15 protein-coding genes are annotated in these 21,977 nt (G+C 52.7%); 14 read left to right on the top strand and 1 reads right to left on the bottom strand.

The genetic code is table 11. From position 1 onward, the window contains the following. The 14 genes from B5V00_RS14920 to B5V00_RS14855 all read left to right on the top strand — a co-directional run. The coding region (locus B5V00_RS14920; RefSeq protein WP_281249717.1) for a UDP binding domain-containing protein at positions 1-486 on the top strand (486 nt) is incomplete at its 5' end. Positions 487-585: 99 nt separating this feature from the next. Further along, entirely contained in the window at positions 586-1,845 is a 1,260-nt protein-coding gene (locus tag B5V00_RS14915) for a lipopolysaccharide biosynthesis protein (protein WP_085011615.1), read from the top strand. Between the two features lie 2 nt (positions 1,846-1,847). Continuing rightward, complete coding sequence (locus tag B5V00_RS14910; protein WP_245803993.1) at positions 1,848-2,372, top strand: acyltransferase; 525 nt, start codon at positions 1,848-1,850, stop codon at positions 2,370-2,372. A gap of 1 nt (position 2,373) precedes the next feature. After that, positions 2,374-3,843, top strand: a complete 1,470-nt coding sequence (locus B5V00_RS17045; protein WP_139800798.1) for an oligosaccharide repeat unit polymerase — start codon at positions 2,374-2,376, stop codon at positions 3,841-3,843. Continuing rightward, positions 3,840-4,955 carry a glycosyltransferase family 4 protein gene (locus tag B5V00_RS14900; RefSeq protein ID WP_085011613.1) on the top strand — a complete coding sequence of 372 codons (1,116 nt, stop codon included), beginning with the start codon at positions 3,840-3,842 and terminating at the stop codon, positions 4,953-4,955. The genes B5V00_RS17045 and B5V00_RS14900 overlap by 4 nt, the downstream gene beginning before the upstream one ends. Before the next feature lie 41 nt (positions 4,956-4,996). Further along, the gene (locus B5V00_RS14895) at positions 4,997-6,199 is read left to right on the top strand and encodes a glycosyltransferase family 4 protein (protein WP_085011612.1); all 1,203 of its coding nucleotides are present in this window, start codon (positions 4,997-4,999) and stop codon (positions 6,197-6,199) included. A gap of 16 nt (positions 6,200-6,215) precedes the next feature. Next, positions 6,216-7,280: a hypothetical protein gene (locus tag B5V00_RS17040; protein WP_139800797.1), complete on the top strand. Its 1,065-nt coding sequence runs from the start codon at positions 6,216-6,218 to the stop codon at positions 7,278-7,280. A gap of 1 nt (position 7,281) precedes the next feature. Continuing rightward, positions 7,282-8,448, top strand: a complete 1,167-nt coding sequence (locus B5V00_RS14885; RefSeq protein WP_085011610.1) for a glycosyltransferase family 4 protein — start codon at positions 7,282-7,284, stop codon at positions 8,446-8,448. A 13-nt stretch (positions 8,449-8,461) separates the two neighbouring features. Beyond that, the gene (locus B5V00_RS14880) at positions 8,462-9,055 is read left to right on the top strand and encodes a sugar transferase (protein WP_085011609.1); all 594 of its coding nucleotides are present in this window, start codon (positions 8,462-8,464) and stop codon (positions 9,053-9,055) included. Positions 9,056-9,139: 84 nt separating this feature from the next. Further along, positions 9,140-9,493, top strand: coding sequence for a four helix bundle protein (locus B5V00_RS14875; protein ID WP_085011608.1), 354 nt, complete (start codon positions 9,140-9,142; stop codon positions 9,491-9,493). A gap of 85 nt (positions 9,494-9,578) precedes the next feature. Continuing rightward, a complete protein-coding gene (locus tag B5V00_RS14870; protein WP_085011607.1) occupies positions 9,579-10,214 on the top strand; it encodes an acetyltransferase in 636 nt (211 codons plus the stop codon). 112 nt (positions 10,215-10,326) lie between these two features. Beyond that, a complete protein-coding gene (locus B5V00_RS14865) occupies positions 10,327-10,749 on the top strand; it encodes a type II toxin-antitoxin system PemK/MazF family toxin (protein WP_085011606.1) in 423 nt (140 codons plus the stop codon). A gap of 440 nt (positions 10,750-11,189) precedes the next feature. Further along, entirely contained in the window at positions 11,190-11,573 is a 384-nt protein-coding gene (locus B5V00_RS14860; protein WP_085011605.1) for a GxxExxY protein, read from the top strand. Positions 11,574-11,997: 424 nt separating this feature from the next. Next, positions 11,998-13,173: a DegT/DnrJ/EryC1/StrS family aminotransferase gene (locus B5V00_RS14855; RefSeq protein ID WP_085011604.1), complete on the top strand. Its 1,176-nt coding sequence runs from the start codon at positions 11,998-12,000 to the stop codon at positions 13,171-13,173. A gap of 179 nt (positions 13,174-13,352) precedes the next feature. On the opposite strand, the gene B5V00_RS17325 is transcribed toward B5V00_RS14855, so the two are convergent. After that, a complete protein-coding gene (locus B5V00_RS17325; protein ID WP_216355496.1) occupies positions 13,353-21,797 on the bottom strand; it encodes a thrombospondin type 3 repeat-containing protein in 8,445 nt (2,814 codons plus the stop codon). Positions 21,798-21,977 lie beyond the last annotated feature (180 nt).

Here is a 21,977-nt window from a genome sequence, read left to right as displayed (position 1 = left end):
GAGGCGATCGGCTACCACCCGCAGGTGATTCTCGCCGGCCGGCGCATCAACGACGACATGGGCAAGCATGTCGCCGAGCAGACGGTGAAGAAGCTGATCCGTGCTGACAAGACGGTCAAGGGGGCGCGGGTGCTGGTGCTGGGGCTGACCTTCAAGGAGAACTGTCCCGATATTCGCAATACCAAGGTTGTCGATATCATCGCCGAGCTTAAAGAGTACGGCGTTGAGGTGCTGGTGCATGATCCCATGGCGGATCCGGCTGAGGCGTGGCATGAGTATGGGCTTGAACTGGTGACCCTGAATGATATTGCACCGGTTGATGGTGTTGTCTGGGCGGTGGCGCATGATGTCTTTGCGGATATTACCCCGAAGCAGTTGAAGGATCTTTGTGGTAACGGCAATGGGTCCGGGGTGGTGATAGATGTGAAGGGCTTGTTGCGGCGGGATGACGTTGAGTCTACTGGATTGAGATATTGGAGTTTGTGAGGGCGGGATGAGGTTGAGGGTTTAGAGGTAAGGTGATAGCGTCCCGTTTAGGAGTTCCAGATGTGTGTTTGTTAAGGCTACCCCCTTTGGTTTCTTCATATGAATAGAATGTCCTTAAAAACTAATTTTTCATGGACCCTTGTAGGAAATTTAATTTATGCACTTTGCCAGTGGGGAATAATTGCAAGCTTCGCGAAATTCGGCTCACCTGAAATTGTAGGTCGTTTTTCATACGCGCTTGCATTGACTTCACCTGTTTTTCTATTTACAAGTCTTAAACTGAGATCAGCTCAGGCTACGGACCAAAAGCACGAGTATCAATTTGGTGATTATCTTGCGACTAGGTTGTTGACTAGTGTTTTAGCCTTTATTTGCATTGTTCTGCTTGCTGTGTATATATGTGATGACAGCGACCTTGTTTTTATCGTTATTCTTATAGGGGCGATGAAAGGAATAGAGTCGTTTAGTGATATTATCTATGGTCTATTTCAGCAAGAAGAACGAATGGACTGTATATCAAAATCATTGATGATTAGAGGGATAATATCTTTTTTTGCAGTTATGATCTTGGTTGTTCAGGATAAAAGTCTGTTAGTAGTATTGGCTGCTATGTTTGCAGTTTGGACTGGAGTCTTGGTTTGTTACGATGTTCCCAAAGCTAGAACTTTACTTAGGGGGCGGAGGAAAAATGAAACGCTGAGACCGGTTTGGGATGAAGCGCGAATTAAGGCCTTAGTGGTACTGACTCTCCCGTTGGGTGGGGCTGTTGCTCTAGGCTCATTGTATACAAACCTCCCACGCTACTTTATTAAGCATCAACTTGGTGTTTACGATTTAGGAATTTTTTCAGCACTTGCTTATTTTATGCTTGCTGGGAATACTGTTATTAATGCACTTGGACAATCAGCAAGCCCGCGATTAGCTCGCTTGCACGCCGAAAAAAAACATCAGGCTTTTAGGCGTCTTCTAACAAAAATTGTTGCAATTGGTTTCGTGCTGGGATGTTGTGGCGTTCTAGTGGCTTTTTTTTTCGGGGACTCTCTTTTGGAGTTATTTTATTCATCCGAATATGCTGCACATTCTGATATTTTTCTCCTTCTAATGATTGCTGCTGGCGTTCAGTATACTTACATATTTTTAGGTTCAGCTATTAATGCTATGCGTCTTTTTAGGGTGCAGGTGCTAGTTAGTTTGTTGAGTGTAGTCATTTTAGGTATATGTTGTTATTTATTTGCTGGGCCATTTGGGCTGACGGGTGTTGTTATTGCAATGATCGTGGTAAAGATTCTAGAGGCTACAGTTTATTTATTATTATTGTTAAAATTTATAGGAAAGAATGCTTGCGGAGTGGAGATCTAGTGATGATTGTCCGAGGATTAAAAAAAATGATTAAGACATATAAAAGGGTGAAGGATCCTGTTGAATTCGCACGGACTTTAGGTGTAGATGTGGGTGAAAGATGTCGTCTGATTGGCATTACAGAGGGAACTTTTGGTTCAGAGCCTTATCTTGTATCGCTAGGATCACATGTTACCATAACTTCAGGTGTAAAATTTATTACCCATGATGGTGGCGTGTGGGTATTTCGAGATGAATCTCCAGATTTAGATATTATTGCACCGATTAAGGTTGGTAATAATGTTTTTATTGGGATTAATTCTATAATAATGCCTGGTGTTACAATTGGAGATAATTGTGTTATTGCTGCAGGTTCTGTTGTTGCTCGTGATATTCCCTCAGGGTCTGTTGCGGCCGGAGTTCCTTCTAAAACCATAAAATCTGTTGAAGACTATCAGAGAGGAATAATCCCCAGAGCCCTTAATACTAAAGGGCTCTCTCGTGTAGAAAAGAGAGCTTTTCTTCAAGAACTGTTCGAAGAGAAATAGGTTGATTGATAATATTATGTTAACGTTAACATTGCATTTCTTTGTACTGTTGTTGTCATTTGTGCTTTTTTTTGCTGATGAAAATGGATTATGTGTTGTTGTTTTTGCAATATTTTCTGCAATATTTGAACTTTGTTTGTGGGCAAGTCGAGAGAAAAGAAATTTAAGTCTAAATTGGTGTCATCCAGTTCCTGTATTTGTTTTTGGATACTGTGTTGTTTATTATCAGTTGCCATTCTGTTATATCTCCGGATTCGATCTATCGCATTATTCAAATCAGGTTATATTTGCCCCTCATAATATTTCATATTGTGTTCTTCTTGCGGTTATTGGATTGTCGTCATTTTTTTGTGGAGAACAGATTCTGTATTTAAGAAGCAATAACGATAATTTCATAAAGATAAATGTTGAACTAGGAGGCAATTTTGAAAGTAAAAATCAAAGGATTATGACTGTTAATAACTTTGTTGTATTTGGATCGTTATTGTTTTTCTTTTTTTATATAAGAAGTATTGGATTTTATTCCTATTTTGGGTTTTCTTATGGGGGTGCAACTCTTCCTAGAGGGATATTGTCAACCCATTTTAGGTTCGCTTTTATGGTCTTGCTTTATTTGGCTATTCTTTTAGAAATATACCGACTTGTTCTAGCCAAGCCAGATACACTTTGTGGTTATTTTTCCGTTTGGGATAAGAGAGTTCTTGCTGTCATCATTGTTACACTTGTTCCGTTTGTCCTCTCGGGAGACAGGGGAGCATATCTTCAACCGCTAGCTTTAGTTGTTGCCCCATATTATGTCTTGGTGAAGCCATTGCGTTTTTCGCAGGCGGTTGCAGCTGCTATTATTCTTTCTTTGATGCTTGTTGTTGTCGGTGACACAAGGGGTAGAAGTGTCACCTTGAAGGAAGCTTTTATCAATCGAGTGGAAGCGGTTTCGAATCCTGCAAAATGGCCCACAATTGAACTTGCAAATAGCTTTGGTACTTTTAATATTGCTACTAAATATTTCCCTGAATATTATTCTTATAATAATGGTTTAAACATGTTGTATAGAATTGCATCTCTTGTTCCTTTTTCTTCATACTTTACAGAAGTTGAAAAAAAGAATAAGGAAAATGATTATATATTCATTTCTAGTCTGTTTTTTACAAACATTCTTACAAGGGGAACTTTTTCATCTGGTTCTGGTACGTCTTCACTTGCTGATATATATATAGATTATGGTCCTTATGGTATACCTATAATCACATTCTTGTGGGGTGTGTTTATGGGTTTTATAGGGCGGAAAAATAGTTTTACCTTTTCCCCTGTCTCGGTTTTTTTATATGCATACTATGTATATTACAGTATATACGTGAATAGGTCGTCATTCTTTTTTGGGTGGAATATATTCGTATGGGTTTTAATTCTATTTTATTTTATAGACAAGCTTTACATAGATAATCTATCGGTTATAGATGGTAGACAATGAAAATACTTTTTTTGTGTTACTCTCTCGAGATAGGTGGTCTTGAAACATACATGCTACGATTTTCTCGATGGTTGGTTAATAAGCATACAGAACACCAATTACATGTAGCCTGTAAGTCAGGACAGTTCGGATCTTATGAGTCTGAGTTTAGAAAGCTTGGGGTGGTTATTCATTCGATGCCGATGGGGTATTTAAACCCAATTCCTTATTTTCGTTTTCATCGTTTTTTAATGTCGGAGCAATACGACACCATTTGCGATTTCACTGGTGATTTTGGTGCTTTGCCCATCCTTGTCTCATATTTATCTAACATTCGTAATCGTTTGGTCTTCTACCGGTCCGCGTGTGATAGTTACAAGCCTACAAGGTCCAAGCTTCTGTACCAGCGCTTGCTTAATCATATCGTTCGGTCTTTATGTACGCATGTCTTGAGTAATTCACAAGCGGCTTTTGATAATTATTTTAAGGACTACCATGTGGTTGATGACTGTCGTTTTCAACTTATTCGTAATGGTATCCCTAGGAGAACGGCCCTTTCTTCTTACAAGAAAGAGATGGTGCGTAGTAGTCTAGGAATCTTACCAGGTCAGAAAGTAGTTTTGCACGTAGGTAGTGGTCGATGGGAGAAGAACCACGCATGTATGTTGAAAATTGCAAAAATTGCACAGGATAAAGACGACAATGTTTGTTTTTGTTTTGCCGGTCGAGGTGTTGAAGAAAAACATGGCTTGCTGGCCAGTCAGTTAGGATTGGGGAATGTTCGTTTTCTTGGAGAGCGAAGTGATGTGGACAACCTATTGCAGATTGCCGACTTTTTTTTATTTCCCTCTCTTTCAGAGGGGCAGCCAAACGCCTTGCTCGAAGCAATGTCATGCGGTGTGCCTTTTATCGCCTCAAATATCGCACCGATTCTAGAATCTCTGCCTTCCGGATGGGACGATTGTTGGCTTATTCCACCAGATGCGCCTGAACAAGGGTATTCCCTACTGAAAGAGCATATGAACAATAATTATAGAGAAGAGCCAAACTTCAAATCCCTTGTTGAATGGTGCAATGATGTTTACTGTGAGGATAGATGTTTTGGATTTTTTCTTGAAACTCTTACAACATAACTGCTTTTCTTTTTCTCTATTCTTTTTTCTGGAAATATTTTATGAAATTATCAATTTTTTTAGAACAAAGGATGATGCGTACCAAAGACAACGTGGTTTGGTCACCTGCTGGCTATAGTGAAAAGTTCTTTGGTCGGTATTTAACTGTTTTTTCTCATGTGACTATATGTGCTCGAGTTATTGATGTGCCGGTAGCCTCTACCAATTCTGTGCGGGTTAATGGAGATAGTGTATCAGTAACAGCGATTCCGCATTATATAGGCCCATGGGAGTTTGTGCGTAGAAAGGCTTCAATTAAAAATGCTGTTCATTCAGAATTAGCACAAACTGATGCGATTATTATTAGGGTACCTTCTCAAATTGGATGGTTGGCCCATGCTTCGCTGGTAAAAAACCAACGACCTTATGGTGTCGAAGTTGTTGGTGACCCATGGGAAGTGTTCGCAAAAGGTGGGGTAAGTATCCCTTTCAGACCATTCACCCGAAGGCTGCTTACCAGCAGGATGCGTAAACAATGCGCTGGCGCGTCTGCAGCTATTTACGTTACAGAGGATACTCTTCAGCAACGATATCCATCGAAAGAAAGCTCATTTTCTACTTATGCCTCAGATGTGGAATTAACCTCAGAGGCTTATCTCCCCGAACCTAGAAAATACTGTGGTGGTGAGCAGTATAGATTAATTTTTGTTGGATCCTTTGCACAAATGTATAAAGCACCTGATGTTTTAGTCGAGGCTGTGTCTATCCTTTTAAAAGGAGGTTACAATGTCGCACTAACAATGTTGGGCGATGGTGTATACCGTCAAAAGATTATGTCGATGGTTAAAGATTTGGGACTTTCAAGCCGTATTGAATTCCTCGGTCAAGTTTGTTCAGGGTCACTGGTAAGAAATCAGTTAGACCGTGCTGATATTTTTGTTATGCCATCGTTAACTGAAGGGCTTCCCCGAGCAATGGTTGAGGCTATGGCGAGAGGGCTTCCATGTGTCGGTTCAGAAGTAGGCGGCATCCCAGAGTTGTTAAATCCTTCTGAAATGGTGAAACCTGGAGATGCTGTTCAACTTGCAGGAAAAATTTCAGAATTATTGTTAAATCCAGAGCGTATGCAAAGGCTTTCCAGGGAAAATATAACTAAAGCCCGTAAATATCACTCTGATGTTTTAATGAGTCGACGTAATGATTTTTATTTAGCCCTTAGAGATGTTACTAAAGACTGGAATTTACGACAAACACCCTTGTGTTAAGGAGAGTATAAATAAGATGAGTGATATTTTTTTTGTAGCATCAAAACATGTTTTAGGTGTCCGCACTAATTCCTCTAATTTTAAATGGTCCTACGGCATGAATATGCCGCAAGTGACCCAGGAAGATTTTGAAGCTTGCCGCATAAAAATACGGCTTACTGTAGTTGATCAGATTGAGTCGACTGATGGAAGTCAAGGCGAATGGAGTGACTTGCCTGGCAAATATCACTATTTCAGCGGTATGCCAAACTGTGACATTCTCCGATACAGGCGTAACTTTCTTTTTGGGTCTGAATTGCAAATTGAGGCACGTGACCTTCTGACAGAAGAACCACATCTGTTAGTAAATAAACATTATTTCAAATATATTACTCATAGGTTTATGAATTTGCACTCCATTGGCTATATCCTTACCGATCTTGCAAGCCTTTTATTATTGCAAAGGGGATTTACACCAGTCCATTGTTCAAGTTTTCAGAGCGGTAACGCTACAGTAGTGGTACTGGCCCCACCTAACACCGGTAAGACTTTGTCTGCAATGATGTCTTGTATGGAACATGGTGCAGGGTTTATTGCAGAAGATCTAGCAATCACGGATGGTAAGACGATCTATTCTGTTCCTTGGACAAGCACATTTCGTTACTATTCTAGTGTTGATCAGGGCCGCTTAAACGCATTTATAAATAAGGCCACCAAGGTTTTTCCACCCCTGGAACTTCTTCCACTTACAAAACCGAAGCCAATCGATGATTATGTGGAAAGTCGTCGTTTGATTGATTCTGCACCGATTACACATGTTGCGATTCTTGAAAGGGGTGATGAGGGGGTATTCCATGAGAAGTCTGATGAGGCTTATCGCAAGGCTCTAAACCTGAACAGGTACGAATTCAATTATCATAGGGCACCGATGTTAGTGGCCCACGAGTTCTTTAACCCCGAGTTGAACCTAGACGAAGCTTGTCTGGCTGAGCGTCGAATTCTCCGTACAATGGTCGATTCTGCCAAAGAACTACTGGTTGTAAGGACTACTGATGCAACCCGTTATGCTGGATTGATGCTAGACCATCTTGGTAAGAATTGAAATGGAGGAAATGCAAAAAGGTTTTAAGCTTCTACATGTAGCGACCGTCGCACAGTCTCTCTATTATTTTTTAGATGGGCAGGCTCGGTACATGCAGGAGCAAGGTGCAAATGTCCACTGTGTATCTTCCCCCGGTGAACTTCTAGAGCTTTTTTCTGAACGAGAGGATGTGCCTGTTCATGGTATCGAAATGGCACGTGCGATCTCGCCATTTAAAGACTTAGTGTCACTTTGGAGGCTTTGTCGACTCATAAAGGAATTACGACCTGATATCGTTCATGCACATACTCCAAAAGGAGGGTTGCTTGGAATGATTTCGGCCTTTCTAATGCGTGTTCCTGTTCGTGTTTATAATGTTCATGGTTTGCCTCATGTGACTGCGACCGGCTTCAAATACCGGTTGCTTTGCCTTACGGAAAAAATTTCATGTGCTTTGGCACACCGTGTCTTTTGCGTGAGTGTGTCTCTTGCTGCACAGGTTCGTGATGAAAAACTTTCAAGTCATGACAAGGTTCAAGTGATTCATAACGGTAGTATTAATGGTGTCGATGCGTTGGTTCGTTTTGACCCAGAAAAGCATGATGCCGGGAGCTTGCGTGACTCGTTAGATATTCCACGGACTGCCTTAGTGGTCGGTTTTGTCGGAAGGTTGGTTAAAGATAAAGGGATTATGGAATTAATAGCTTCTTGGGACATACTACGCGAAAAATTTTCTGATCTGCACCTGTTGTTAGTAGGTCCTTTTGAGGATAAGGATAGCATCCCTGTAGCTGCCAAGCAGAAACTTGAATCAGATGAACGAATTCATCTGATTGGTCATGTCGACGATCCCGCCCCTTATTATGCTGTTATGGACGTGCTTTCCTTTCCTACCCATCGTGAAGGTTTTGGTTTGGTTGCGATTGAAGCCTCGGCGATGCGGGTACCTGTTGTCGCCACCTGCATACCAGGTTGCGTAGATTCTGTTTCTGATGGGGTAACCGGGACACTTGTGCCTAAATGTGACGCAGATGCTTTGGAGAAAGCTCTATCTACATACCTTGTTGACCCATTGCTGAGAAGTAAACATGGTGTGGCTGGGCGTAAAAGAGTTTTGGAAGATTTCCAGCCAAGCACGATTTGGAAAGATCTTCACAATGAGTACATTGATCTGCTGAACGTGAAATGAGAGTTCCTTTGTCATGAAGCGTGCCTTTGATCTTTTACTGACAATACCTGGTGTGCTTGCCATTCTTCCAATAATACTCTTGGTTGGTGTCTTGGTGCGCAAAAAACTCGGCTCCCCCATCCTCTTCCGCCAAACCCGCCCCGGCCTGCACGGCAAACCCTTCATCATGTACAAATTCCGCACCATGACCGACGAACGGGACGCTGATGGCAACCTGCTGTCGGATGAAAAACGCCTGACCCGATTCGGACGATTTCTGCGCAGTACCAGCCTGGACGAATTCCCGGCATTGCTCAATGTCCTCAAAGGGGAGATGAGCCTGGTCGGCCCGCGGCCGCTGCTGATGGAATATCTGGATCGTTACACACCCGAGCAGGCCCGGCGGCATGAGGTCAGGCCGGGGATCACCGGCTGGGCGCAGGTCAATGGGCGCAATGCGATCAGCTGGGAGCAGAAATTCGAGTACGATGTTTGGTACGTGGACAACCGATCTTTGTGGCTGGATATCAAGATTCTCTGGATGACCTTTGCCAAGGTGTTCAAGCGCGAGGGGATCAGTCAGGAGGGGGAAGCTACTATGTCAAAATTTACTGGGAGTAAATCTTGACATCAATTTTGAGTTCTGAATGCTGGATTTTGGATTAATTTAACATCCAAAATTTAAAATTCATTATTGAGTTTCGAGGGATGAGTGAAAAAAGGGAATGTCATTCGACAGAAAAGTTATGATTTTGCTTTGCAGGTCATCTTACTGTACAAGGGGCTGCAGGCGAGCAAAGAATTTGTTCTTTCGAAGCAACTTCTTCGTTCTGGGACAAGTATCGGGGCGAATGTTGAAGAGGCTCAGGCCGCGCAAAGCCGAGCTGACTTTATTTCCAAAATGTCCATCGCTTCGAAGGAGGCAAGGGAGTCATGCTACTGGCTGCGTCTGCTGCGAGACAGCAACACTCTCCAAAAAGCTGAAGTTGATCCACTTTTATCAGAGGCTGAATCAATCACTCGCATTTTGACCTCCATCGTGAAAACAACAAAAGAGCAATGTTGAATTTTGGGTGGTGAATTTTGAATTGCCTAGTGGGGTGACCCGCACATTCAACATTTAGAATCCAAAATCAAGAATCGGATTTTTTATGAAAGAAAAAATCCTCATTTTCGGTGCCAGCGGTCACGCCAAGGTGGTGATCGACATCGTCGAAAAGCAGGGTCTCTACGAGATTGAGTTTCTGGTCGATGACGATCTCTCTCTGAAGGGGGATACCTTTTTCGGCTACTCGGTGCTTGGCGGCAAAGAAGATCTTCTGGCGAAGGTTGATGCCCCTCGCAAGGCGATTGTGGCTATCGGCAGCAATCGGGCAAGGGGAACTGTTGCCGCCTGGCTGGAACAGCATGGTTTTGAACTCGTGACAGCCATCCATCCCTCCGCCCAGGCAGGCCGTGACGTTTCTCTGGGAGCGGGTTCGGTAGTCATGGCCAACGCCGCGATCAATGCGGCAGCTACCATCGGCAGGAATGCCATTGTCAATACCCATGCCAGTATCGATCATGACTGCGTCATCGGCGATAATGTCCACATCGCGCCCGGTGCGACACTTTGCGGCACGGTCACGGTCGGGGACGGTTCCTTTGTCGCCGCCGGTGCCACGGTGATTCCCAATCTGACCATTGGCAGGAATGTCATCATTGGTGCGGGTTCGGTGGTGATTCGTGATTTGCCGGATGAGGTAACGGTGGTCGGTAACCCGGCAAAAGTCATCTCGGAGCGATGAGCAATTTTGAATGATGAATGTCGGGTTTTGAATTCAATTCACCATCTAAAATTCAAAACTCATCATTGGTTCCAGACCTGCTGTTGCTAAGACTCCGAGGGGGGGGCAGACAATGGCGTTAAAGTTTCACCCAAAACCCGGGACTGTATTGATTTGTGACTTTACAGCCGGGTTCAAAATGCCGGAGATGATCAAACGACGGCCTGTCGTGGTCGTATCGCCCCGCCCAAGGCGGAAGACACAGCTTTGTATTGTTGTGCCGCTGAGTACAACCTGCCCCGAACCGGTCGAGGCGTACCACCATCGGTTGATGCCGGGCTCTCTGCCGGGCAATCTTGCCGGAAAGGAAACCTGGGCAAAATGCGATATGCCGGCAACGGTTTCTCTGGCCCGATTGGATCGGGTGCGGGTTAAGAGGGAAGATGGTCAGCGGGTTTATGTGGCTGAGAAGATTCTTCCGAAGGATTTTATGGAAATTCAGAAAGGGGTCCTCTTTGCCCTTGGCCTGGGGCGCTTGACAGACCATCTGAAATAGGGGATGATTCTGGTGTTCCCGATCAATCGGGCTTGTGAGACTGCCTTCGGGCAGCAGGTTCCGGAATCCGGCGACGACAAGCTTTTCCGGAACCTCAGAATTGAGACCCCCGTGTCAGAATTTGATGCGGGGGTTTTGTTTTACCGGGATCGGGGAGCGAACAGGCTGAGGGAGTAAGTGAGGGGGCAGGTCCAGACACGGCAAAAACTTTTTCAGCCGCAGAAAGGGCGGATGAACGCAGATAAGGCCAAAGCAGAAGGTCGAAGGATTTAGGGGGTTGGATTGATCTGCTTTTTCTGCGTAAATCTGCGGCTGACGGGCTTGAGGTTCAAGGTTCGAGGAGCGAGGTTCGAGGTGTAAGGCAAATCTTTTTCAGCCGCAGAAAGGGCGGATGAGCGCTGATAGGGCAAAAGAAAGCAAACTTTTCTGAGGAGGTGGTCATGGAAGACCGTCTGCATGCGGATGTTACGGATGGGATCATCTGTTGTTTCTACAATGTCTACAACCTGCTGGGTTATGGATTCCTGGAAAAGGTCTATGAAAAAGCCCTGCTGGTTGAGTTTGAAAGGATGAATCTCAAGGCTGAGGCGCAGGTGCCTGTTGAGGTTACTTATCGGAATTGCCGGGTTGGTGAATATTTCTGCGACTTGCTGGTGGCCGGAGAGGTGATTGTCGAGGTCAAGGCTGTTCGCTCTCTGCAGCCGGAGCATGAGGCACAGTTGCTGAACTACCTCAAAGCAACACGGGTGGAGGTGGGGTTGTTGCTCAATTTTGGACCGAAGCCGGAAGTGAAGAGGCGGGCGTTCTCGAATCAGCGGAAATGAAAGTCAAAGGCTGGATGAGCCGCAGAAGGGGCGGATGAACGCAGATAAGGCCAAAGGCAAAAGCAAAAGGCTTTGGGTTTTTGCTTGATCCGCATTTTCTGCGTAAATCTGCGGCTGACAGGTTTTTGGGTTTTTGAACCCAAGGGGGACGGGTACCTTTTAATGAACCGCCCGATCCGTCCTGAACCCTGAGTGGGACAGTCCCGCTGGAAAACGGGGACAGTCCCAGAAGAACATCGGGTGAAATATCGAGTTCGAAGTTCGAGGCAAAGGTTTGTAACACTTGACGTCTCCCCTCAGCGCAGCGCGCATCTCTCATTCGGTTCGCCATTGCGGTGGTGATGACAATTTTGAACGCTGAATGCCGGGTTTTGAATTCCATTCAACATCCAAAATCTAAAATTCATAATCAGGAAATATGCCCATGACCATAAACCCCTTCCCCACCTGGCCCTCCTTCACCGAAGAAGAAGCCGACGCCGTCAGAAACGTCCTGCTCTCCAACAAGGTCAACTACTGGACTGGAACCGAGGGCCGCGCGTTTGAAAAGGAATTCGCCGCTGCCTGCGGGACGCCATACGCCGTCGCCCTGGCCAACGGCACCCTGGCCCTGGAACTGGCTTTGGAGTCACTCGGCATCGGTGCCGGCGACGAGGTGATCACCACCAGCTACACCTTCATCGCTTCGGCCAGTGCCATCGTCATGCGCGGCGCGGTGCCGGTGATCGCTGATGTCGAACCGGACAGCCTGACCATCAGCGCCGCCACCATCCGCCCGCTGATCACCCCGCGAACCCGGGCCATTATCCCCGTACACCTGGCCGGCTGGCCCTGCGACATGGACCCGATTATGGAACTGGCCCGCGAGCATGACCTGAAGGTGATCGAGGACTGCGCCCAGGCCCACGGGGCTCGCTACAAGGGACGCCCGGTCGGTTCCCTCGGCGACGCCGCGGCCTTCTCCTTCTGCCAGGACAAGATCATGACCACCGGCGGGGAAGGGGGGATGCTGGTCACCAGCGACAAGGCGGTATGGGAAAAGGCCTGGTCGTTCAAGGATCACGGCAAGAGCTTCGACGCGGTCTACAACCGTGAGCATCAACCCGGTTTCCGCTGGCTGCACGAATCCTTCGGCAGCAACTGGCGGCTGACCGAGATGCAGGCGGCGATCGGCCGCATCCAGTTGCGGCGGTTGCCAGAGTGGACGGCGGCCCGGCAGCGCAACGCGGCGCTGCTGGACGAGGCGTTCAGGAAGATCCCGGCGCTGCGGGTGCCGGAAACGTCGGCCGACATCGACCACGCTTACTACAAGTACTACGTCTTTGTCCGCCCGGAACGGCTCCGGGAGGGTTGGGACCGCGACCGGATCATGAACGCCATCACCGCCGAGGGTATCCCCTGCTTCAGCGGCATCTGCCCGGAAATCTACCTGGAGAAGGCTTTTACCGACGCCGGATTCGGCCCGAAAGAGCGCCTGCCGAACGCGCGGCGCTGCGGGGAGACCAGCCTGCTGTTCCTGGTGCATCCGACCCTGGGCAAGCGGGAGATGGCGGCGACCTGCCGGGTGGTGACCGAGGTCATGGCCCGGGCGAGCCGCTGATCTCACCGTGCGCCCTCTGTGTACTGCAACCCTGGCAGCCATTGCCGCCGCGTTGCTGGTGGTGCTGCTCAGTTGCATCAGCCAGCCATACCCTTTGAACACGGCAACGATGAGTATGTGGGGGAGCACAAGTCTTGCTTCTCTCCTCGCGTCATTTGTGTGTCCGCACTTTTAAGTCTTCAATTCAGCCAATATTGTGAATTGAACGCACGGGCCTCATACGCAACTAGTGATCCTACATTTCGAGCCCGTACCTGCAGACTATAGTGTCCTGCGCCTGACGCCAGAAGACTCGTATCCCACACCAGGTTCGGATTGGCCTGCCAGTCATTTGCCAGCCGCCACGTGGGAGATGCCCCGTCATAGTCGTAAATCCAAAGTTGGTACTCGACCTGTGTCCCCCCCCCGGTTGTATTTGCTACCACTGTTACAGGCAGACCAACAACCTGGGGGTTTGGTGATGTGACACTGAGGCTCACGGAACTGACCGGAGATTCAGTTACCAAATAGTAATATGAATTGAATGCACGGGCCTCATACGCAACTAGTGATCCTACATTTCGAGCCCGTACCTGCAGACTATAGTGTCCTGCGCCTGACGCCAGAAGACTCGTATCCCACACCAGGTTCGGATTGGCCTGCCAGTCATTTGCCAGCCGCCACGTGGGAGATGCCCCGTCATAGTCGTAAATCCAAAGTTGGTACTCGACCTGTGTCCCCCCCCCGGTTGTATTTGCTACCACTGTTACAGGCAGACCAACAACCTGGGGGTTTGGTGATGTGACACTGAGGCTCACGGAACTGACCGGAGATTCAGTTACCAAATAGTAATATGAATTGAACGCACGGGCTTCATACGCAACTAGTGATCCTACATTTCGAGCCCGTACCTGCAGACTATAGTGTCCTGCGCCTGACGCCAGAAGACTCGTATCCCACACCAGGTTCGGATCGACCTGCCAGTCATTTGCCAGCCGCCACGTGGGAGATGCCCCGTCATAGTCGTAAATCCAAAGTTGGTACTCGACCTGTGTCCCCCCCCTGGTTGTATTTGCTACCACTGTTACAGGCAGACCAACAACCTGGGGGTTTGGTGATGTGACACTGAGGCTCACGGAACTGACCGGAGATTCAGTTACCAAATAGTAATATGAATTGAACGCACGGGCTTCATACGCAACTAGTGATCCCACATTTCGAGCCCGTACCTGCAGACTATAGTGTCCCGCGCCTGACGCCAGAAGATTCGTATCCCACACCAGGTTCGGATCGACCTGCCAGTCATTTGCCAGCCGCCACGTGGGAGACGCCCCGTCATAGTCGTAAATCCAAAGTTGGTACTCGACCTGCGTCCCTCCCCCGGTTGTATTTGCTACCATTGTTACAGGCAGACCAATAACCTGGGGGTTTGGTGATGTGATACTGAGGCTCACAGAACTGACCGGAGATTCAGTTACCAAATAGTAATATGAATTGAACGCACGGGCCTCATACGCAACTAGTGATCCCGCATTTCGAGCCCGTACCTGCAGACTATAGTGTCCCGCGCCTGACGCCAGAAGATTCGTATCCCACACCAGGTTCGGATCGACCTGCCAGTTATTTGCCAGCCGCCACGTGGGAGACGCCCCGTCATAGTCGTAAATCCAAAGTTGGTACTCGACCTGCGTCCCTCCCCCGGTTGTATTTGCTACCATTGTTACAGGCAGACCAATAACCTGGGGGTTTGGTGATGTGATACTGAGGCTCACAGAACTGACCGGAGATTCAGTTACCAAATAGTAATATGAATTGAACGCACGGGCCTCATACGCAACTAGTGATCCCGCACTTCGAGCCCGTACCTGCAGACTATAGTGTCCCGCGCCTGACGCCAGAAGACTCGTATCCCACACCAGGTTCGGATCGACCTGCCAGTTATTTGCCAGCCGCCACGTGGGAGACGCCCCGTCATAGTCGTAAACCCACAGCTGGTATTCGACCTGACTACTGCCACCGGTTGCGTTCGCCGTCACCGTGACAGGTTGGCCCACAACCTGGGGGCTGGCCGGGGTAGTTGTAAAACTTACAGCCGACACCGGTGGTACCACCCCCACCGTCAAATCCACCCCGGTTATCGTCTCGTACGGCTGGTCAATCTGATCGTTGCCGTCCACGGTGAGGGTCCGGGTCTGCTCGGTCCCCTGTTCGCCGGTGTCGGGATCCTGGGCGTGGAGGCGCCAGTCGCCGCCGAGCAGGGGCAGGCGGAAGTGCCCGTTGGCGTCGGCGGTGTCGATGACCGTGACCTCACCGCTCAGCGGTGTGCTGCCATTCAGGGCGTTGCTGCTGACAGCGAAGATCAGGGCGCCGGCGAACGGCGTGCCGTCGGCGTGGCGGGCGGTGCCCTCGATGGCGCCGTCGGCGAGGTAGACAGCAAAATTGGGCTGCATGCAGACCGTGCCGCCGGCACAGGTGGCAGACTGCGACGGACCGGGCACCAGCTCGGTCGGGGTCCCGCCCAGGTTGTAGACGCCGTCGGCGGCGTACAGACTGATACTCCAGTTCATTCCCGCCTGGGCCCCGACCAGTCCCAGGCCGGAGGCGTCGGTAAGCCCCGCTCCCATCAGTCCGCTGCAGGAGGTGTCGGCACAGGTGGCATAGACGGTGGCGTCACTCACCGCCTGGCTGTCCTCGTTGACCACGGTGACCCCGAAGGTGGCGGTTTCGGTGAAAAAGGTGAAGTTCCCGCCCGGCTGACTGCCGGGTCCGCTGACCGTCACCGGGCCGGCGGAAGACTGGATGGCAAAGTAACCGGGTGCCAGGTCGGCCTGCGCCGTCCAGTCGGCGCCGGAGAGAACCGGCAGGCTGTAGCTGCCGTCGGCCGCGGCGCGGCTGGAAACCTCCGCGCCGTCGGCACGGCTGGCGCTCACGCGCGGCCCGAAGGGACCGGGCCAGGAACCGCCATCGGTCTGCACCTGCCCGGTCAGGCTGGCGTCACTCAGCTCGACCACCGGGTCGAAGCTGTTGGGACCGGCCACCACCGCCACCTGCACCGGCGGGAAAACCACTCCCGGGGCATCGACCCCGACCCGCAACAGCCCGGAGCCCGGCAGCCGCGGCAGATCCAGGGTGTAGCTGCCCAGCGCATCACTGACCGCCACCCCGAGCAGTTGCCCGCTATCCCCGTCCTCGGCCCAGACCAGCGCCTGCGGCGCCGTCACACTCCCGGCACCGGCAACCGTTCCCGCCAGGTTCGCTACGGGAGCCGCGGACGGCGCGGTCACCTGCAGCGGCAGCAGTTCACTGTAGCCGTTGCAGTCGACGGCCCGTACGATGTAGTCCCCCTGGGGCAGCAGGGCGCCGGCCAGATCAACCAGGGAATCGGTCCGATGCGCCTGGGGGGCACTGTCCGGAGCGAACAGCTCGCTGTCACTGGAAATGCTGGTGGCCAGCAGCCCGGACGTGCTGTCGGCGACATCGCGCAGCAGGGCATCCTCGACCAGCAGGTCCCCGCCCGACAGCAGGTTGTCACCGTCCGCGTCATACCAGAGCTCCACCAGGTCAGGCTTGTCGCTGCAGCCGTTGACCACCGTCCGGAAGCTGACCGCATCGGCCGGCAGCGGGGTACCGAGCGTCTGCCCGGAAGTATCGAGCAGTTCGAGCAGCGGCGGCGGCGTGCTGGCGTTGTCGGCCGGATCGGTGCCGGCGGCAAACTCGCGGGCGTTGCTCGCCCCGTCGCCGTCGTAATCGCCTGCCGCCCCCTGGCTCAGGTCGCCGAAGAACTGATACTCACGGATATCGTCGAGCCCGTCGCCGTCGATATCGACCAGGCAGGGCTGCAGAGCGCCCTTGACCGTCGGCTGGTACTGGTTGGAGGAGAGCTTGACGTCAAAGGCGACGTCACCGCACTGGTTGGGGGCCGGGTCGGAATAGAGCGCACTGGATCCCTCGCAGGCCGCGCTGACGACCCCCCGGACACTCGACACCACCTGGTTGTTGGCGATCCAGAAGATTTCGCCGCTGTTGGTGATCGACGGCTCGCTGCCGGTGGCGCCGGTCACCGCCTGCGGCGTGTGGGTCGTGTCGTTATGGTCGAGCAGATAGACCTGGCTGTTTTCGGCGAAGACGATATCGCCCAGGTCGTTGATCTCGACATCATCGAGTCTGAAATTGCTGCTGTGGAGAAGGACACCATCCAGCTTGAGCTGGTAACTTCCTGTCGAAGCATACCAGAGCGTTACGATCTGGCGGGCGTTGTTGATCGCCACATCGTAGGGATAGCTGCTGCTGTAACCGTTCCCCGTGTACAGGGTGATCGCCGAAGTCGCATCGGTCAGCTGCTGCTGCGCGTAGTAGGTCCTGACATAGGTGCTGTAGCTGTAGTCATAGGAATATCTGGTGGACAGCCAGACCAGATCGCCGCGGTCGTTCAGATCGAGGCTGTTCACCTCCTGCCCGCTGGCATAGGCGAGGGCACCGCGCTGGTTGGAGGTGATGGTCGTACCGTTGGCGTAGACCAGCTCACCCTGGCTGTTGACGGCCGGGTGCCCCGCCTTCAGCAACAGCGAACTGACCGGTGCCTGGTCATGGCAGGTCCAGTCACTGAAGGTGCGCAGCATCGCCCCGGCGTTGCCGGTCAGGTCGGCCGGCAGCGGCTGTCCGCTGCCGTCGAGCAGCGACTGGCCGTTGGCGTCGACCCGGGAGAGGGCCGCCCAGTCGAAGCCGGTGCCGCTCCAGGAACCGGCCGCCGAGGCGTCGACCTGGTAATAGAAGACCTGCGGCGCGCCGGAACCTCCCCCGCCACCGGTCACCGGCGGATAGAGCGCGAGATAGTCACCGGAGGTCAGCACGCCGTGGTCAGGGCCCCACCAGTCGAGGCCCGCACTGTCGACCGGGTCGATGCTCTGGGCGCACCAGCCGCCGTTGGGGCAGGCGTCGCAGGCATTGCCGAGACCGTCATAGTCACTGTCGATCTGGTCGGCGTTGGGCTGCAGCGCACAGTTGTCGCAGGCGTCGCCGACGCCATCACCGTCACCGTCGGCCTGTAGCGGATTGGCCACCGCCGGGCAGTTGTCCTGCTCACCGGTCTTCGGTGCCACGAAGCCGCTGCCATCGCAGATGCCGTCGCCGTCAATGTCGTTGCCGGCATCTCCCGGACAGAGGTCGCCATCCCCGGTCATCGGCGGGTTGAAACCGGTACCGGCACAGAGGCCGTCGCCGTCGGCATCGTTGCCGGCATCATCCGGACAGGCATCGCAGGCATCCCCGATACCGTCAAGGTCGGCATCAAGCTGGCCGGGGTTGGCGATATTCGGACAGTTGTCGGCCCCGTTGAGGATCCCGTCGCCGTCGATGTCAGGCGGCGGTGCGAAGAGGAAGGAGCGCCCGGCCAGGCTGTCGACGGCACCGAAGGCGGCGGTCAGGTCGAGATAGCGCGTACCGTCGTCGGCACTGATGCCGGAGGCGTTGCTGGTGCTGCAAGTGGTGCAGTTGAAGGTGAAATAGTCGAAGCGGATGGCGCCGTCGGCGAAGAGCACTACCTCGAAGGTACTCAGGGGGCCGTCGCCGGCATCACTGTAGGTCTCGGTCTGCCATTCGATCACCACCCGCTCGGGACCGGTCTTGTGCTCGACCCGGATCTGGCCGTAGGATGAGGAGGAGAGATCGTTCGCCCAGGGGGCGATCACCGGCCCGTAGCCGGCATTGACCAGTCCGGCTGAATATTCGGAATAGCTGTGACTGAACCAGATGCGGCCGTTGGAATCGATGGTGATACTGCCGTAGGCTGTGCCGTAGAAGGAGAAGTTCCAGGGCAGGGTGTAGGAACTTACCGTGTCATCACCGCTGAATTCCAGCTCGGGAGTTCCCACTCCGTCCCAACTGCTGCAGGTCTCGCGCAGGTCGTAGCCGCCATTGCCGGCCGTCACTGCCGGCTCGGTCTGCAGGTTGCTGTCGAGGGGACAGAAGTCGCAGGCATCGCCCGTCCCGTCGGAGTCGGTGTCGTTCTGGTCGAGGTTGGCGACATTCGGGCAGTTGTCGAACGCGTCAATGATGGTATCACCGTCGCTGTCGGCCGAGCAGGCATCGCCGACGCCGTCATTGTTGGAGTCGAGCTGGCTGGGATTGGCCGTGTTGGGACAGTTGTCGACATCACCGCAGATGCCGTCACCATCGGTATCGTTGGCTGCATCATTGGGGCAGATATCGCAGGCATCGCCGATGCCGTCGCCGTCGCTGTCGGTCTGCAGCGGGTTGGCGTTGACCGGACAGTTGTCGTTGCCGGCGGTCATCGGCGTCGCAAAGCTGCCGCCGACACAGATGCCGTCGTTGTCACTGTCATTGTCGGCATCCGCAGGACAGCTGTCGCAGGCATCGCCGATGCCGTCATGGTCGGCGTCGATCTGCAGCGGGTTGTAGTCAGCCGGACAGTTGTCGACCGGGTCACCGACGCCATCGTTGTCCTGGTCGTAGTAGCGGGCCTCGGCCGCCAGGGGGGTGGACACCAGCGGTCGGCCCGGATCGTTGGAGGCCAGTTCGAGAACCGCGTTCCTGGTCCCCGGCTGGGTGACGACACAGGCGATCTCGAGACTGCAGGTCGACCCGCCGGCCAGGGTCTGCCCGGAGCAGGTATCGTTCTGAATGCCGAAGGCGGCGGCATTGATGCCGCTGAGCGCGGCCTGCTGCAGCACCAGGTCGACAGGTCCGAGGTTGCGCACATTGACGGTCACGGTCGGGGCCGGATCCCCGATCATCACCACGCCGAAATCGTGCGTTGCCGGGGCCCGGCTCAGGCGGGGCCCGGTGATGCCGGCAGCGACGGTCCAGGCAATCGCCTTGGGATACGTGCCATCGCCCGCGACCGTTGCGTGAGCGGGCCGCCAGTTATGGGCCGTGGCCGCAGCATAGACATAGGGTGTCGTCCCGGTAAAGGTGTTCGGCGGTGTCGGCGTGGAGCTCCACCAGAACATGGATTTCCAGGGCGTGCTGAAGCCGAGGTATTGCAGTTGATCGCTTGGAGCGGTATAGCTCAGGCTCCAGTCGCCAGTCAGGCTGCCCAGTTCGACGGCGTTTGGCAGCCGCCAGTCGGTGCGGCCGAAAGCGCAATCGGCGTAGGTGCCGTCATTCAGTCCGGCGACATAGTCGAGAGCGGCCTGCCAATCGAACTGGCTGGCCGTTTCGGCCCATTCCCCGGTCAGGTTCTGGATCACCTCGCCGTAGCAGAGGCCGTTCTGCTGCCAGACAAGGCCGGTAAGCCGATCGGAAACCGTGCCGTCACCGTTATTCACGAACCTGATTCCGGAAGGCTTTTTGGCCCCCATCCGGAACTCGCCGTCCTGTCCCGAACCGACGCAGTCAATCAGATTGCCGCCGGAATCGAAGCAGGTTTCCTGCCCGGTGGCCAGGGGGACGGCCGGCGCCGGCATGGTGGCCAGCCGCACCGGAAAGATGTGGTGGTTGGCCAGATAGACAGGGTCGGTCAGAATCTTGGAGGTATAGGTCACCGTTCCCATATTCTTGCCGCTCACGGCGGCATGTATGAAATCGGACGGATTTCCGCTGTCCCCGTAGCGGTAGGTGGTCGATGACCAGAAGCGGGCATCCTGGGTTGGACCGGCAGGTACCAGGAAACCCTGGGCGGTCAGCCAACCGTTGTGATCGGCATCCACGTCGTTGCGCAGGCTGAGAAGCTGGTTGATGTTCGGCAGCACCCAGTCGTCATAGCTGCCGGTATAGCCGCTGCAGTTCAGCGTGGCGGGATTGTTGTTGAGCGTGATCACCTGCTTGAAGGCGGTGTCCCAGTCACCGGTGCCCAGACAGCCGATATCCTTGAGCCAGGTCAGTCCGGTCAGCAGGTCGGTGATGGTGCCGTCGCCGTTGTCGGCAAAGCGCGGATTCGGCCATGCGGCTCCGTTGCGGGTCTCGCCATCCTGGCCGGTGCCGCTGCAGGCGATCGGGTTGCCGTCGATGTCGTAACAGCTTGCCTGCCCGGTCAGTGGCAGATTGGTGACACCGTCATCATCACTGTTGTCCCCCATGCCGTCGCCGTCGGTATCGACCCACTCACTACCGTCGGTGGGGAAAGCGTCGCAGGCGTCACCGTAGCCGTCGCTGTCGCTGTCACGCTGGCTGGGGTTGGGCTGGAGGGGGCAGTTGTCGTAACCGGGGCCGCTGCTCCCGGGCTTTTCACCGACTCCGTCACCGTCGAGGTCGTAGAGCAGGTTGGCGTCGTTGGGGAAGGCGTCACAGGCATCGCCGACATAATCGTTGTCGCTGTCGAGCTGACTGGGATTGATCACGCTGTAGCAGTTGTCGCAGGCGTTGCCGACGCCGTCGCCGTCGAAATCCTTCTGGTCGTAATTGGCATCGGCCGGACAGTTGTCGCCGGCGGCGCTTTTGGGAGCATTGTAGCTGGTTCCGGCACAGATGCCGTCATTGTCGCTGTCGTTGGCCGCATCGTCGGGACAGGCGTCACAGACATCGCCGATGCCGTCACCGTCGGCATCCGCCTGGTCGGCGTTGGCGATGGTCGGACAGTTGTCGATGGTGTCGTCGATGCCATCGCCGTCGCTGTCGATGGCCAGGGCGGGCAGTACAGTCAGTAGAACCAGCAGCACAGACAGGGCAACAACAGAAAGGCGTTTCATTGTATCCTCCTCCCGACGAGACGGCACTCGTCCTCCCAGTACAGGCCAGGCCTGAAAGCATTCATCCTGGCCAGGAATCGCCAGACAACGTCAATTCACTGCGGGGAACTGCGTGGCGGAACTGGAGGCGTGGTGGTCGGAAGGAAGGTATCCACCGCAGGGGAAATGACAACTCTTAAA

Source organism: Geothermobacter hydrogeniphilus (assembly GCF_002093115.1).
GTDB classification, from domain to species: domain Bacteria; phylum Desulfobacterota; class Desulfuromonadia; order Desulfuromonadales; family Geothermobacteraceae; genus Geothermobacter_A; species Geothermobacter_A hydrogeniphilus.
This window is presented reverse-complemented; position numbering and strand designations above follow the sequence as displayed.

Coding starts and splice junctions, on each gene's coding strand:
- B5V00_RS14915 (WP_085011615.1), top strand. CDS start 586: ATGAATAGAATGTCCTTAAAAACTAATTTTTCATGGACCCTTGTAGGA.
- B5V00_RS14910 (WP_245803993.1), top strand. CDS start 1,848: ATGATTGTCCGAGGATTAAAAAAAATGATTAAGACATATAAAAGGGTG.
- B5V00_RS14900 (WP_085011613.1), top strand. CDS start 3,840: ATGAAAATACTTTTTTTGTGTTACTCTCTCGAGATAGGTGGTCTTGAA.
- B5V00_RS14895 (WP_085011612.1), top strand. CDS start 4,997: ATGAAATTATCAATTTTTTTAGAACAAAGGATGATGCGTACCAAAGAC.
- B5V00_RS17040 (WP_139800797.1), top strand. CDS start 6,216: ATGAGTGATATTTTTTTTGTAGCATCAAAACATGTTTTAGGTGTCCGC.
- B5V00_RS14885 (WP_085011610.1), top strand. CDS start 7,282: ATGGAGGAAATGCAAAAAGGTTTTAAGCTTCTACATGTAGCGACCGTC.
- B5V00_RS14880 (WP_085011609.1), top strand. CDS start 8,462: ATGAAGCGTGCCTTTGATCTTTTACTGACAATACCTGGTGTGCTTGCC.
- B5V00_RS14870 (WP_085011607.1), top strand. CDS start 9,579: ATGAAAGAAAAAATCCTCATTTTCGGTGCCAGCGGTCACGCCAAGGTG.
- B5V00_RS14865 (WP_085011606.1), top strand. CDS start 10,327: ATGGCGTTAAAGTTTCACCCAAAACCCGGGACTGTATTGATTTGTGAC.
- B5V00_RS14860 (WP_085011605.1), top strand. CDS start 11,190: ATGGAAGACCGTCTGCATGCGGATGTTACGGATGGGATCATCTGTTGT.
- B5V00_RS14855 (WP_085011604.1), top strand. CDS start 11,998: ATGACCATAAACCCCTTCCCCACCTGGCCCTCCTTCACCGAAGAAGAA.
- B5V00_RS17325 (WP_216355496.1), bottom strand. CDS start 21,797: ATGAAACGCCTTTCTGTTGTTGCCCTGTCTGTGCTGCTGGTTCTACTG.